Consider the following 12,396-nt stretch of genomic DNA (forward strand, 5'->3'; position numbering starts at 1 on the left):
TATCCCTGCCATGTTTTCTGCCCAGAGGTCGGTTCAGCGAAAGGCAATGTCGCAAATAATGCAGTGTCGCTGCGGCATTCTGGCCCATTAGTCGGGAAAGAAGGTCAAGCCGGGGTTACCCCGCCAGTCAAGGAACAGAGTCATGTCGGACGAAGAAGACGAAATCATCCTGGCGGAACTGGACGACGAAGAACTCGTTCAGCAGATGTTCGACGATCTCTACGATGGAATGAAGGAAGAGATCGAGGAGGGTGTGAATATCCTGCTGGAGCGCGGCTGGGCCCCCTACAAGATCCTGACCGAGGCATTGGTCGGCGGCATGACCATCGTCGGCGCCGATTTCCGCGATGGCATCCTGTTCGTGCCCGAGGTGCTGCTGGCTGCCAACGCGATGAAGGGCGGCATGGCCATCCTGAAACCGCTTCTGGCCGAGACGGGCGCACCACGCATGGGCTCCATGGTGATCGGCACGGTGAAGGGCGACATCCACGATATCGGCAAGAACCTGGTGTCGATGATGATGGAAGGCGCCGGTTTCGAGGTGGTGGATCTGGGCATCAACAACCCGGTCGAAAGCTACCTGGAGGCCCTGGAAGAGCACAAGCCGGACATCCTTGGCATGTCGGCACTGCTGACCACCACAATGCCCTATATGAAGGTGGTGATCGACACGATGATCGAACAGGGCAAACGCGACGACTATATCGTTCTGGTCGGTGGCGCACCGCTGAACGAAGAGTTCGGCAAGGCCATCGGGGCGGACGCCTATTGCCGCGATGCGGCCGTCGCGGTGGAGACCGCCAAAGAGTACGTGGCGCGCAAGCACAACCAGATGAGCGCCTGATTTGGCACGCAAAGGACGCGCAGCCCGCCTGACAGAGCGGGCTGCCTTCGTCCCCCCCTCCGGGCGCAGCCTGGACACCTCCTCTCTAGCGGAACAGGGCCTCGCTGCACCAGAGAAGAAGACCGGCCGGATCCTGTTGATCGGCTGCGGCGCCCTGGCCCGGGAAATTCTGGACATCAAGGAAAAAAACGGTCTGGATCACATGGATCTGACCTGCCTGCCCGCCAAGCTGCATCTCTATCCCGACCAGATCGTCGATGCGGTCGAGGATGCCGTTCTCAAGCATCGCCAGAGCTACGACAGGATCTACGTGGTCTATGCCGATTGCGGCACCGGCGGCGCGCTGGCGCGGCTCTGCGAAAGGCTTAACGTCGAACTGGTGCCCGGCCCGCATTGCTATGCCTTCTTCGAAGGCAATGATCGCTTTGCCGCCCAGGCCGAGGCAGGAGAGATCACCGCCTTCTACCTGACCGATTTCCTGGTCAAGCAGTTCGACGCCTTTGTCTGGCGCCCCATGGGCCTCGACCGCGCCCCCGAGCTGCGCGACATGATCTTTGGCAATTACACCACTATTGTCTACCAGTCACAGGTGAACGATCCCGCCCTGCTGGCCAAGGCCCAGGACTGCGCCGCGCGCATGGGGCTCGATTTCGTGCATCGTCATACGGGCTACGGGGAGCTTGAAACCACGCTCACCCGTTGGGCGGGTGAAGGCGCCACGGCCTAGGTCCACCGGTCGAACTGGCGCAACCGCGCTGCGCCCTGCGCAGCGCCCGGCCCAAGGCTGTACTGCGTGCGACAGCGCGCTTTCAGGCGCGGGAGCCCCCTGCCGCCTGTCTTTTGGGCTAACCGTGCACAGATATGCGGTAGTGGAGAGCTTGGCCCTTGAGGGGCTCAAGTCTGCGCCTCGGCGGCGGTTTCTCGAATGCGTTCGATCATGGCGCGCAGGCCGTTTGACCTCTGCGCCGACAGGTGATCGTTCAGACCCAACCGCCCCAGTTCGGATTTTGCATCCACCGCCAGTACCTCTGCCAGCGTCAACCCGTTGTAAAGCGCGCGCAGCACCGCGATCAGCCCGCGCACGATCATCGCATCGCTCTCGCCATCGAAATGAAAGACACCGCCCTCGATCTTGGGATGCAGCCAGACCTGGCTGGCGCAGCCGTCAACCTTGGTGGCAGGCACCTTGAAGGCCTCATCCAGCGGCGCCATTGCCTTGCCCTGGTCAATCACATGGCGATAGCGATCTTCCCAATCCTCCAGGAATTCGAAATCCTCGACGATCTCTTCGAATGCGGGACTGGCCATGGATACGATACCCCTGTCTGGTTGCTCTTCGGGCAGCTCAGCACCTATGCCGCCCGAAGAGCCTTTTCAACCGCTTTTCAACGGGACAGCAATGGGGTAACCACAAACAGGGAGAATTCAAACGGGCGGACATCATGCGCAAACCCCTTTCACTACTCTTGGCCGGTGCAATCGTTCTGGCAGGCTGCGGCGGCTGGCGTGATTCCCGCATCAACCCTTCGAACTGGTTCGGCTCTTCCAGGACGGTAGAGGCGCCCAGTTCAAGCGATGCCAATCCGCTGATCCCCCAAAAAACCCGTCTGGGTATTTTCGACAAACCCAAGGCCGAGGATCGCAGCACTCTGGTTGCCGAGGTGAGCGAGCTAAGGATCGAAAGGACCCCCACGGGCGCGATCATCTACGCCACTGGCGTTGCCGCGCGTCAGGGCGCCTTCGATGTTGAGCTTCGCCCCGTTGAAAACGATGATCCTTCGGTGCTGGAATATGATTTCCGGGTTGTCTATCCGATCGCAGGCACCCCTGCAGGAAGTACCTTCAGCCGCACGCTGCGCGCCGCGGCCAGCCATTCCAACAGCGACTTGGCCGGCGTCCGTCTGATCCGCGTGAACGGTGCAACCAACGCCCGCGAAAGCCGCCGCCGCTAAGCGTGGCCAGAACGCGAATTTCTTGGCAAAACCCTCTGGACTTTTGGCGCAGAGTGACGCGGTCGCGCGTTACATTGCATCAGACCATCGTCGGCGGCCACAAGTGACCGCGACGAGACCCCATTATCAGAGCGTGACAACCTTCACGCTCTGCCCCTGCGCGGCCAGGGCGATCTCTCCCTCGCACAGGCGCAGCGCATCTGCGCCAAAGACTTCGCGCCGCCACCCGCTCAGAGCCGGAACATCGCGCTGCCCACCGGCAATGGCGTCCAGATCGGCGCTGGGGGCAATCAGCTTGGCTGCCACCCCGGAGCTTTCGGTTTTTGCCTTCAACAATACCCGCAGCAGATCCGCCAGAGCCGGGTTGACCTGCAGCTTCTCGCGGCTGCGGTCGGGCTTGGGGTGTTGTTCGGGCGGGCAATTGATGCCCCGCGCCACCGCCTCCAGAATTCCCTCGGCAATGGCGCCCTTGCGGGCCTCGCGCAACAGCAGGCGCGAGCCGCCCAGATCGGCGCCGGTGCGCGGCTTGGTCGAGGCCAGTTCGACCAGCGCATCATCCTTGAATACCCGGTTGCGCGGCACGTTGTTGCGCTGCGCGTGATCTTCGCGAAAGGCGGCCAACTCCCGGACCACTGCCAGGAATTTACCCGAAGTCGTGCGGGTCTTGACCCGGCGCCAGGCCTCTTCGGGGCGAATGTCATAGGTGGCGGGATCGGTCAGCACCTGCAGTTCCTCTGCCACCCAATGGCTGCGCCCCGAGCGGTCCAGCTCTGCGGCCAGATGTTCATAGATTCGGCGCAGGTGGGTCACATCCGCCAGCGCATAGGTCTTTTGTGCATCACTCAGAGGACGGCGCGACCAATCGGTAAAGCGCGAGGTCTTGTCGACGCCCTGCTTGACGATCTTGCGCACCAGGGTCTCATAGCCCACCTGCTCGCCAAAGCCGCAGACCATGGCCGCCACCTGCGTGTCAAACAGCGGCTTGGGGAAGACGCCCGCATCGACCCAGAAGATCTCAAGATCCTGCCGGGCCGCATGGAACACCTTGACCACGTCCTCGTTGCGAAACAGCTCGTAAAGAGGCTCCAGCGACAAGCCCTCAACCAGGGGATCCACCAGCACCGCATCGTCCTGCCCATTGCCGGCAAAGGCCAGCTGAATCAGGCAGAGTTTGGAATAATAGGTCCGCTCGCGCAGAAACTCGGTATCCACCGTCACATAGGGGTGATTGGCGGCCTCCTGACAAAAGGCGGTCAATTCTTCGGTGGTGGTGAGTGTTTTCATCGGTCGCGGCTTTTCTTGTTCTTTCGGGCGTTTCAGATGGTGATACGCCCTTGCATCGGGCAATGCAATTGATGCCCGGCGGATCAGTCCATCAGGATCGGCGTGCGGTCGCCAGCTGCGTAACGACGCAGCACCGCCGGATAAAGCAGGTGTTCCTTGACCAGCACCCGCGCCGCCAGATCGTCAGGCGTGTCCCCCGCCAGGATCGGCACCCGCGCCTGGCCCAAGATGGGACCATCATCCAGCGCAGGCGTCACCTCGTGAACCGTGCAGCCATGTTCCGCGTCGCCAGCCTCCAGCGCCCGCGCATGGGTGTGCAGCCCTTTGTATTTGGGCAGCAGGGAGGGGTGGATATTCAGCATCCGGCCCTGAAACTGCGACACGAACCCCGCCGTCAGCACCCGCATGAACCCCGCCAGGCAGACGATATCGGCGCCCGCCTCAAGGATCGGCTTCACCAGCTCCGACTCGAAGGCCTCGCGATCGCCCTTGAAGGGGCGATGATCCACAACCGCGGTCGCAATTCCCGCGGCTGCAGCCTTTTTCAGCCCGCCCGCATCGGCATTGTTGGACAGGACCAGACAGGGACGGGCCGGGTGATCCCCGGTCATGCTCTCGACCAGCGACACCATGTTGGAGCCGCCGCCCGAAATCAGGATGGCAACCTTCTTGTGGCTCACAGCAGCTTGCCCGAATAGCGCATGCCTGCGCCCGCGGTCACAGTACCAAGGCGCGTCACGGTCTCACCTTCGTCTTGCAGCACCTCGGTCAGGGCATCGGCCTGGTCGGCAGAAACCGACAGGATCATGCCGATGCCGCAGTTGAAGGTCTTCAGCATCTCAGCCTCGGCGATACCGCCAGTTTCCGCCATCCACTTGAACACGGGTGGCAGATCCCAGCTGTCGAGATCGATATCGGCGCCCAGCCCCTCGGGCAGGACGCGCGGCAGGTTCTCGGTCAACCCGCCGCCGGTGATATGGGCCAGCGCATGAACGCCCCCTGCCCGCACCGCGGCCAGGCACTGTTTCACATAAAGGCGAGTCGGTGTCAGCAGCGCCTCGCCCAGTGTCCCATCAGAGAACGGACAGTCAGCCTCCCAGCCCAGGCCGGAGAGTTCGACCAGCTTGCGCACCAGAGAATAACCGTTGGAATGCACGCCATCCGAGGCCAGCCCCAGAAGCACATCGCCCTCCGCGACGCCCTCGGGCAAGGCCGTGCCCCGCTCCATCGCGCCAACCGCGAAACCGGCCAGATCGAAATCGCCCTCGGGGTACATGCCGGGCATTTCGGCGGTCTCACCACCGATCAGCGCGCAGCCAGAGCGCACACAGCCCTCGGCAATGCCTTCGATAATGCGGGCCGCAGTTTCGGTCTCCAGCTTGCCGGTGGCGAAATAGTCGAGGAAAAACAGCGGCTCGGCGCCCTGGCACACTAGGTCGTTCACGCACATGGCGACCAGGTCGATGCCGACGCCATCCACCACGCCGGTGTCGATGGCAATGCGCAGCTTGGTGCCGACGCCATCGGTGGCGCCAACCAGGATGGGATCGCTGTATCCGGCCGCCTTGAGATCAAAGAGCGCGCCAAAGCCGCCCAGGCCGCTCATCACACCGGGACGGTTGGTGCGTTTTGCCGCCGGTTTGATCCGGTCCACCAATGCATTGCCCGCATCGATGTCCACACCTGCATCCGCATAGGTCAAACCGTTCTTGCCGCTACTCATCGCCTGGCTCCTTTGGAAGTGTTGCGCAGCCTTTAACGCAAGGCGCTTCGGAAGGGAACAAGGGATTGCGCGACCTCTGCGCACGCCCAGTTCGACCGGCTGCCCCTCGGGGCCTCATCGGCTTGGCACAGCGTCATAAATCACCGCTTGACCTCTGCCGACCCATTGCCTAACCAAACCTAATGGCGGGCCTGTAGCTCAACGGTTAGAGCAGAGCGCTCATAACGCTTTGGTTGCAGGTTCGAATCCTGCCGGGCCTACCAGATTCACCGCCTCATGCCCCTGGCCCTACTCTCTTGCGCCCATTCCCCCGCTCCGATGCAACGGCACGATAGCGGGTGGCAACGAGAAACGCGCGGCACGGGTGCCGCGCGTAGCGTGTTCTTGAACGATCCGCTTATTTCTGCGCGATACGCCCGTCGGTATAGGGGGTGTAGGGACCCTGCGCTGCCAGATACTCCGCCAGCACATCCGCAAGGTCCGGCCCGTAGTCATAGGCGTTCTTGTCATCACCCGCGAAGACCTTGTAGCCATCGCCGCCATTGCGCACGTAGTTGTTGGTCACAACAAGATAGGTCTTCGCCGGATCGACCGGCGTGAACCCGTCGCCCATGTCAACCAGAACCTCCTGGACCCGGCCTTCGTTCGGCGCCACCGACGCGTCCCAGGTGAACTTCAGACCGGCCACCTGTGGGAAGCGGCCCTTGACCTCTTCCACCTGGCTGACACCGTTTTCGAGCGCCGCAATCAGATCCTGACCGCTGATTTCAAAAGTTGAAAGGGTATTCTGGAACGGCAGAATCGTCAGCACTTCACCCATCGTGACCTCGCCCGGCTCAAGGCTGGCACGAATCCCGCCCGAGTTGGCGATGGCGATCTGAACGCCCTGGTCCTTGACCCGGGCCAGCATCGCATCGGCCACGAGGTTGCCCATCTGGCATTCCTGAACGCGGCAGATGGTGCGGTCGCCCTCAACCGCGGCGGCGGCTTCGGCCACCACCTTGTTGCGGATCTCGTCCAGGGGCTGTGCCAGTTCGGCGATACGGGCCACGGTGGCTTCATCCTCGACCACATTGCCATCCATGATCAGCGGCTCGCCCGAGGCCTCCACAAGGTTGCCCGCATCATCGAAGGTCACGTTCAACTCGCCCAGGAACTTGCCATAGGCATAGGCCTGCACGATGGCGACGCCATTCACCATGGTCGGGTACGGACCCGCCGCCCGGTCGGATACATTCGACAGGTAGGTGTTGGTATGGCCGCCGACGATCACATCCACGCCGCTGGTCTGGGCGGCGACCTGCTGATCCACGCCATAGCCGGAGTGGCTCAGTACGATGATCTTGTTCACGCCCTCGGCGGTCAGCCGGTCCACCTCGGCCTGCACGGCGGCAACCGGATCGGAGAAGGTGATGTTCTTGCCGGGGCTGGCCAGTTCATGGGTATCTTCCGGGGTGAGGCCGATCAGGCCGATCCTCTCTCCGCCGCGCTCGATCACGGTGGATTTCTTCAGAACATCGGCAAGCGCGGGCTCCTGGCTGACATCGGCATTGGACATCAGCACCGGAAAACCCACCGCATCCATGAAACCGCGGAGAACCTCGGGGCCATCGTCGAACTCATGGTTGCCGACCGTCATGCCGTCATAGCCCATCTTGTTCATCATTTCGGCCGCGGCCTTGCCCTTGTAATAGGTATAGAACAGCGAGCCCTGGAACTGGTCGCCGCCATCCACCAGGATCGAATTGTTGGTGCGGCTGCGTGCCTCGGCAATCGCGCTCACCAGACGGGCAGAACCGCCAAAGCACTTGCCCTCTGCATTGTCCCCCTCGCGGCAGCCGCTGTCATACTTGCTGATCGGCTCAAACCGGGAATGAAAGTCGTTGGTGTGCAGGATGGTCAGCTTGTAATCCGCCGCAGCCATGCCCGCAGTCAGACCCAGCACCGCGATGCTGCCTAGAAAACGTGAAATCATGAAAGGAACTCCCTGATGTATTAGTATGGCTAATGGTGCGACCAAATGGCACGCCAGTCAAAGGGGAATAACAACCAGACCGGGTTTCCTAAGGGCAGCCTCTGCATGGGGCGCCCATATTCCGGGCTTGATTCCACCGGGCCCGCGGGGCATCAGACAGAAATGCTGATCTACAAAATCTTCCGGGCGGACGAATGGTCCGCATTCCAGGCTTCGGGCAAGACCCGTGGCGCGCCGATCGATCTCACCGATGGCTATATTCATTTCTCCACCGCAGAGCAGGCAGCCGAGACTGCAGCCAAGCATTTCGCCGGCGCCGAGGGGCTAGTCCTTCTGGCGCTGGATGCGGATGCCCTGGGCGATGCGCTGAAATGGGAGGTCTCCCGCGGCGGCGCAAAGTTCCCGCACCTTTACCGTGAAATGACGCTGGATGAGGTCGTCTGGAGCAAACCGCTGCCGCTGGTGGAGGGCCTGCATCAGTTCCCACAGGAGATGACATGAGCCACTATATTGACCCGGAGCGGGCCCAATTCGAGGCCTTCAAGGCGCTGGATCGCGATCAGCCCATCGAGATGCTGAATCTGGTGAAGTTCCGCGACCAGGCCGCCTACCCGGCTGATCATGCCTTGGCTGAAGCGGGCCTGACAGGGGCGCAGGCCTACGCCAACTATGGCCGCGAAACCGGACCGATCATCGCCCGCCTCGGCGCCAGCATCATCTGGCGCGGCAATTGGCAGACAACGCTGATCGGCCCCGCGGATGAGACCTGGGACGAGATGTTCATCGCCCGCTACCCGACCGCCCATGCGTTTCTGGAAATGGTCACGGATCCCGATTACCGCAAGGCGGTGGTGCACCGGCAGGCCGCGGTCGCGACCTCGCGCCTGATCCGCACCAGCCCGGCACAAGGCGGAGCGACCTTCGGATGAAGCTGACGGAAAAACTGGCCCTCGCCGCCCTGCATCGCGTCGACCCCGAGGTGGCCCACGGGCTGTCGATCAAGGCACTGCAGGCGGGTCTGACGCCGACGCCCGGCCCGGTGACCTCATCCCGCCTGAAAACTACCCTGGCGGGGATCGCTCTTCCCAATCCCGTTGGCTTGGCCGCCGGGTTCGACAAGAATGCCGAAGCGCTGCGCCCCCTGTCACGCGCCGGGTTTGGCTTTATCGAAGTGGGCGCCGCAACGCCCCGCCCGCAGCCCGGCAACCCGAAACCGCGCCTGTTCCGCCTGACTGAGGATCGCGCCGCCATCAACCGCTTTGGCTTCAACAATGAAGGCATGGAAGCGATCGGCGCACGGCTGGCACAGCGTCCGCGCGATGCTGTGATTGGGCTGAACCTAGGCGCCAACAAGGACAGCGACGACCGCGCCGCCGATTTTGCCCGGGTTCTGGCCCATTGCGGCGCGCATCTGGATTTCGCCACCGTCAATGTCTCCTCCCCCAATACCGAGAAACTGAGGGATCTGCAGGGCAAGGCGGCGCTATCCGCGCTGCTGGCGGGGGTGATTGACACCCGTGATGACCTGGAGCGCCGCGTGCCCGTCTTCCTGAAGATCGCCCCTGACCTGGACCGCGAAGGGATCGAGGATATCGCCGCCGTCGCCCTGGAAAGCGGGATCGACGCGGTGATCGCCACCAATACCACCCTGTCGCGCGAGGGGCTGAAAAGTGCCCACAAGGGGGAGGCCGGTGGCCTGTCCGGCGCGCCGCTGTTTGACCGCTCCACCCGCGTTCTGGCGCAGCTTTCGGATCTGTTGCAGGATCGGGTGCCGCTGATCGGCGTTGGCGGTATTTCAACCGCAGAACAGGCCTATGCCAAGATCTGCGCGGGCGCCTCGGCGGTGCAGCTTTATACCGCGATGGTCTATGGCGGGTTGTCGCTGGCCGGCGAGATTGCCCATGGGCTGGATCAGCTTCTGGACCGCGATGGGTTCGACACCGTCGCACAGGCCGTCGGCAGCAAGAGAAAGGACTGGCTGTGATCACCTATTGGCACAATCCCCGCTGTTCGAAATCCCGCGCGGGCCTGGCCCTATTGGAAGAGCGCGGTGCAGAGGTGCAGGTTCGGCTATACCTGAAAGACGCGCCTAACTTCGACGAGATCAAGGCGGTCCACGCGGCCCTGGGCGTACCAGTGATCGATATGATGCGCCGCGGCGAGAAGACCTTCAAGGAGCTGGGCCTGACCAAGGACAGCAGCGCCCCGGTTCTGTTCGCGGCGATGGCAGACCATCCGATCCTGATCGAACGCCCCATCGCCATCAAAGACACGCGTGCGGTGATTGGGCGACCGACCGAGGCGATAGAAACCCTGCTCTAAGGGGGCTTATGCAGCTATTCCCGCTTCCAAGCGGGGATAGCGCCGCGCCAGTGTCACCGCGCGCGCCATATTCAGCACCATCAGCGCCGCCCAAAGCCCGTGATTGCCAAAGAGCGGCACCAGTACCAGCAGCGAGATCACATAGAGCGTCACCGACTGGATCATCGCGATGCGCATGTCCCGCGTCCATGTGGCGCCGATATAGACCCCGTCCAGCATGTAGCTGGCGACGCTCAGAATCGGCGCCAGCGCCGCCCATATAAGGAACAATCGCGCCGCCGCGCGCACCTCGGGCGAGGTGGTCATCAGGTCGATGATCATGCCGCCCCCAATGTAGAACCCCAGCGACAGAAGACCGGCGGCACCGATGGCCCAAGAGGAGGCCATCCAGGCCGCCCGACGCATATGCGCGCGGCTTTTTGCGCCCACGGCACCGCCCACCAACGCCTCGGCCGAAAAGGCAAAGCCATCCAGGGCAAAGGCGGTGATCTCCAGGAACTGCAACAGCACCTGATTGGCCGCCAGCTGCACATCGCCAAGGTCCGCACCGATGAACAGAAAGGTGGTGAAGGATCCGGTCAGCAAGACGGAACGCACCATGATGTCGCCATTGACCTGCAACATGCGGCGCAGGCGCACGGGGTCGAACACCCGCGCCCAATCCCGCCATTGATTGCCGCCAAAGGCATCGCGGCACAGCCACAGGCCCAGGGCAAGCCCGCTCCATTCGGCGATCAGGGTCGCGGCCGCAACGCCTTCCACACCCCAGCCAAGGCCCAAGACGAACCACAGATCCAACAGGATATTGAGCCCGTTCATCCAGATCTGCAGGATGAACACGCCCCGGGTGCGCTCCATAGCGATCAGCCAGCCGGTGATGGCATAAAGCGCAATGGTCGCGGGCGCCCCCCAGATGCGGATGGTCAGGTAGTCCCGCGCCAGCGTTTCGACCTCGGCGCTGGCCGGGGCCAGGGCAAAGGCGCCCCAGAACAGCGCCGATTGAAACAGGATGAAGACCGCGCCCGCCAGACCGGCCAGGATCAGCCCTCGCATCAGCAATGCGCCAGTCTCGGCCATATCCCCGGCGCCGCGCGCCTGGGCGGCAAGGCCGGTGGTTCCCATGCGCAGAAAGCCGAAGATCCAATAGACCGTCGCCAGGATCACGGCGCCGATGCCGACAGCGCCGATGGGGGCCGCCTGCCCCATCTGGCCGACAACACCGGTATCGACCGCCCCCAGGATCGGCACGGTCACATTCGACAGCACGATGGGAACGGCGATCTTCAGCACCCTTGCGTGGGTGATGGGCGCCTCGGCGGCTCCGCTCATGGGCTCCCCCAGATCAGGCCTTGGACGCCGGGTCCTGCGGGATCAGGAAATGTCCGGTGGCCTGGGCGAACAGACGGTCCTTGTGATCCTGCCAGGCCTCCACATGCACCGAGGCATAGCGGCGCCCGGCCCGGTTCACGGTTGCGCGCGCATAGGCATCGCGCGGCAGGCCAGAGCGCAGGTAATCCACGGTGAAGTCGATGGTCTTGGGCTGGCGCGGGATTTTCCCGGCCGCCAGATCCTCGGGGTCGAGTTCCCCGGATTCGATCTTTGGCCACAGGTGCGACCAGTTCAGCGTGATCACCGAGGTCACCTCAAGAAAGGCTGCCGTGACCCCGCCGTGAATGGCCGGCAAAAACGGGTTTCCGATCAGCTTGTCGTCGAAATGCAGCACCGAGGTCAGCTCATCCCCGCGCCGGTCGAAGGTGATGTTCAGGAAGCGGATATAGGGAACAGACTCGACCAGGGCCGCAAGGGCGGCATCCCGGCGTTGCTTGACCACTTGAACGGGTTCGGGACGGGATCGTTTCAAAACCCTTTCTCCACTGTAAAGGCGCCCGAGGCGGTGGCCACGGGGCGGTCGCTATCTTCATCCATCGCGACAGCGCGCACAAAGGCGACATTGCGGGTGATGTGGTGGCAGGTGGCACGGGTGGTGATGGTCTGCCCAGGCGTTGCGGCACGCATGTAATCGATGCGCAGATCGATGGTGGCGGTCCCCCCCGGCGCCGACGGATGGCTCATCACCGCCGCACCGCAGCAGGTATCCATGACAGCCGAAACCGCGCCGCCATGAATGACACCCGTCTCGGGATCCCCGATCAGTTTCTCGTCATAGGCCATGGTGATCTCGGCCATCCCATCGCCGATTTCCGTCAGCACCATACCCAATTCGCGAGCATGGGGGATCGCTTCGATAAACTGGCGCGCCAGCATGGTCTTGTCCGCCATAGGGGCGTTCCCTTTG

15 protein-coding genes and 1 tRNA gene are annotated in these 12,396 nt (G+C 62.9%); 8 read left to right on the plus strand and 8 right to left on the minus strand.

The genetic code is table 11. From position 1 onward, the window contains the following. The first annotated feature begins 142 nt into the window (after positions 1-142). Both PXK07_RS01240 and PXK07_RS01245 read left to right on the plus strand, forming a co-directional pair. Entirely contained in the window at positions 143-844 is a 702-nt protein-coding gene (locus tag PXK07_RS01240; protein ID WP_274846364.1) for a corrinoid protein, read from the plus strand. Between the two features lies 1 nt (position 845). After that, positions 846-1,571, plus strand: coding sequence for a DUF1638 domain-containing protein (locus tag PXK07_RS01245; protein WP_274846365.1), 726 nt, complete (start codon positions 846-848; stop codon positions 1,569-1,571). A gap of 167 nt (positions 1,572-1,738) precedes the next feature. On the opposite strand, the gene PXK07_RS01250 is transcribed toward PXK07_RS01245, so the two are convergent. Further along, positions 1,739-2,152 (minus strand): SufE family protein, encoded by a 414-nt coding sequence (locus PXK07_RS01250; RefSeq protein WP_274846366.1) that lies wholly within the window; start codon positions 2,150-2,152, stop codon positions 1,739-1,741. A gap of 134 nt (positions 2,153-2,286) precedes the next feature. Here PXK07_RS01250 and PXK07_RS01255 point away from each other — a divergent pair, with 134 nt between their 5' ends. Next, positions 2,287-2,796: a hypothetical protein gene (locus tag PXK07_RS01255; RefSeq protein ID WP_274846367.1), complete on the plus strand. Its 510-nt coding sequence runs from the start codon at positions 2,287-2,289 to the stop codon at positions 2,794-2,796. Positions 2,797-2,922: 126 nt separating this feature from the next. On the opposite strand, the gene rnd is transcribed toward PXK07_RS01255, so the two are convergent. The 3 genes from rnd to purM form a co-directional block, all read right to left on the minus strand. Next, positions 2,923-4,080, minus strand: coding sequence for a ribonuclease D (gene rnd, locus PXK07_RS01260; RefSeq protein ID WP_274846368.1), 1,158 nt, complete (start codon positions 4,078-4,080; stop codon positions 2,923-2,925). Positions 4,081-4,163: 83 nt separating this feature from the next. Beyond that, positions 4,164-4,760 carry a phosphoribosylglycinamide formyltransferase gene (gene purN, locus PXK07_RS01265; RefSeq protein ID WP_274846369.1) on the minus strand — a complete coding sequence of 199 codons (597 nt, stop codon included), beginning with the start codon at positions 4,758-4,760 and terminating at the stop codon, positions 4,164-4,166. After that, on the minus strand, positions 4,757-5,803 hold the full coding sequence (gene purM / locus PXK07_RS01270; RefSeq protein WP_274846370.1) for a phosphoribosylformylglycinamidine cyclo-ligase: 1,047 nt from the start codon (positions 5,801-5,803) through the stop codon (positions 4,757-4,759). The genes purN and purM overlap by 4 nt, the downstream gene beginning before the upstream one ends. 187 nt (positions 5,804-5,990) lie before the next feature. Between purM and PXK07_RS01275 the strand changes: the two genes are divergently transcribed. After that, a tRNA-Ile gene (locus PXK07_RS01275) sits at positions 5,991-6,066 on the plus strand. Positions 6,067-6,200: 134 nt separating this feature from the next. Here PXK07_RS01275 and PXK07_RS01280 read toward each other — a convergent pair. Further along, positions 6,201-7,778, minus strand: a complete 1,578-nt coding sequence (locus PXK07_RS01280) for a bifunctional metallophosphatase/5'-nucleotidase (protein ID WP_274846371.1) — start codon at positions 7,776-7,778, stop codon at positions 6,201-6,203. A gap of 162 nt (positions 7,779-7,940) precedes the next feature. Between PXK07_RS01280 and PXK07_RS01285 the strand changes: the two genes are divergently transcribed. From PXK07_RS01285 to arsC, 4 genes are read left to right on the plus strand one after another with little or no spacing between them, the layout of a single operon-like run. After that, entirely contained in the window at positions 7,941-8,279 is a 339-nt protein-coding gene (locus tag PXK07_RS01285) for a DUF952 domain-containing protein (protein ID WP_274846372.1), read from the plus strand. After that, on the plus strand, positions 8,276-8,707 hold the full coding sequence (locus tag PXK07_RS01290) for a DUF1330 domain-containing protein (RefSeq protein ID WP_274846373.1): 432 nt from the start codon (positions 8,276-8,278) through the stop codon (positions 8,705-8,707). Before PXK07_RS01285 ends, PXK07_RS01290 begins: the two co-directional genes overlap by 4 nt. Continuing rightward, positions 8,704-9,762 (plus strand): quinone-dependent dihydroorotate dehydrogenase, encoded by a 1,059-nt coding sequence (locus PXK07_RS01295; RefSeq protein WP_274846374.1) that lies wholly within the window; start codon positions 8,704-8,706, stop codon positions 9,760-9,762. The genes PXK07_RS01290 and PXK07_RS01295 overlap by 4 nt, the downstream gene beginning before the upstream one ends. Beyond that, positions 9,759-10,100, plus strand: coding sequence for an arsenate reductase (glutaredoxin) (gene arsC, locus PXK07_RS01300; RefSeq protein WP_274846375.1), 342 nt, complete (start codon positions 9,759-9,761; stop codon positions 10,098-10,100). The genes PXK07_RS01295 and arsC overlap by 4 nt, the downstream gene beginning before the upstream one ends. A gap of 6 nt (positions 10,101-10,106) precedes the next feature. On the opposite strand, the gene PXK07_RS01305 is transcribed toward arsC, so the two are convergent. Genes PXK07_RS01305 through PXK07_RS01315 form a run of 3 tightly spaced genes read right to left on the minus strand, consistent with a single transcriptional unit; the run spans position 10,107 to position 12,380 of the window. Continuing rightward, positions 10,107-11,429 carry an MATE family efflux transporter gene (locus PXK07_RS01305; protein ID WP_274846376.1) on the minus strand — a complete coding sequence of 441 codons (1,323 nt, stop codon included), beginning with the start codon at positions 11,427-11,429 and terminating at the stop codon, positions 10,107-10,109. A gap of 13 nt (positions 11,430-11,442) precedes the next feature. Beyond that, entirely contained in the window at positions 11,443-11,961 is a 519-nt protein-coding gene (locus tag PXK07_RS01310) for a PaaI family thioesterase (protein ID WP_274846377.1), read from the minus strand. Next, on the minus strand, positions 11,958-12,380 hold the full coding sequence (locus PXK07_RS01315) for a PaaI family thioesterase (RefSeq protein WP_274846378.1): 423 nt from the start codon (positions 12,378-12,380) through the stop codon (positions 11,958-11,960). The genes PXK07_RS01310 and PXK07_RS01315 overlap by 4 nt, the downstream gene beginning before the upstream one ends. Positions 12,381-12,396: the final 16 nt, after the last annotated feature.

Source organism: Phaeobacter sp. QD34_24, assembly GCF_028890115.1.
Taxonomy (GTDB): domain Bacteria; phylum Pseudomonadota; class Alphaproteobacteria; order Rhodobacterales; family Rhodobacteraceae; genus Phycobacter.

Coding starts and splice junctions, on each gene's coding strand:
- rnd (WP_274846368.1), bottom strand. CDS start 4,080: ATGAAAACACTCACCACCACCGAAGAATTGACCGCCTTTTGTCAGGAG.
- PXK07_RS01240 (WP_274846364.1), top strand. CDS start 143: ATGTCGGACGAAGAAGACGAAATCATCCTGGCGGAACTGGACGACGAA.
- purM (WP_274846370.1), bottom strand. CDS start 5,803: ATGAGTAGCGGCAAGAACGGTTTGACCTATGCGGATGCAGGTGTGGAC.
- PXK07_RS01255 (WP_274846367.1), top strand. CDS start 2,287: ATGCGCAAACCCCTTTCACTACTCTTGGCCGGTGCAATCGTTCTGGCA.
- PXK07_RS01295 (WP_274846374.1), top strand. CDS start 8,704: ATGAAGCTGACGGAAAAACTGGCCCTCGCCGCCCTGCATCGCGTCGAC.
- PXK07_RS01315 (WP_274846378.1), bottom strand. CDS start 12,380: ATGGCGGACAAGACCATGCTGGCGCGCCAGTTTATCGAAGCGATCCCC.
- PXK07_RS01285 (WP_274846372.1), top strand. CDS start 7,941: ATGCTGATCTACAAAATCTTCCGGGCGGACGAATGGTCCGCATTCCAG.
- PXK07_RS01250 (WP_274846366.1), bottom strand. CDS start 2,152: ATGGCCAGTCCCGCATTCGAAGAGATCGTCGAGGATTTCGAATTCCTG.
- PXK07_RS01280 (WP_274846371.1), bottom strand. CDS start 7,778: ATGATTTCACGTTTTCTAGGCAGCATCGCGGTGCTGGGTCTGACTGCG.
- PXK07_RS01290 (WP_274846373.1), top strand. CDS start 8,276: ATGAGCCACTATATTGACCCGGAGCGGGCCCAATTCGAGGCCTTCAAG.
- PXK07_RS01305 (WP_274846376.1), bottom strand. CDS start 11,429: ATGAGCGGAGCCGCCGAGGCGCCCATCACCCACGCAAGGGTGCTGAAG.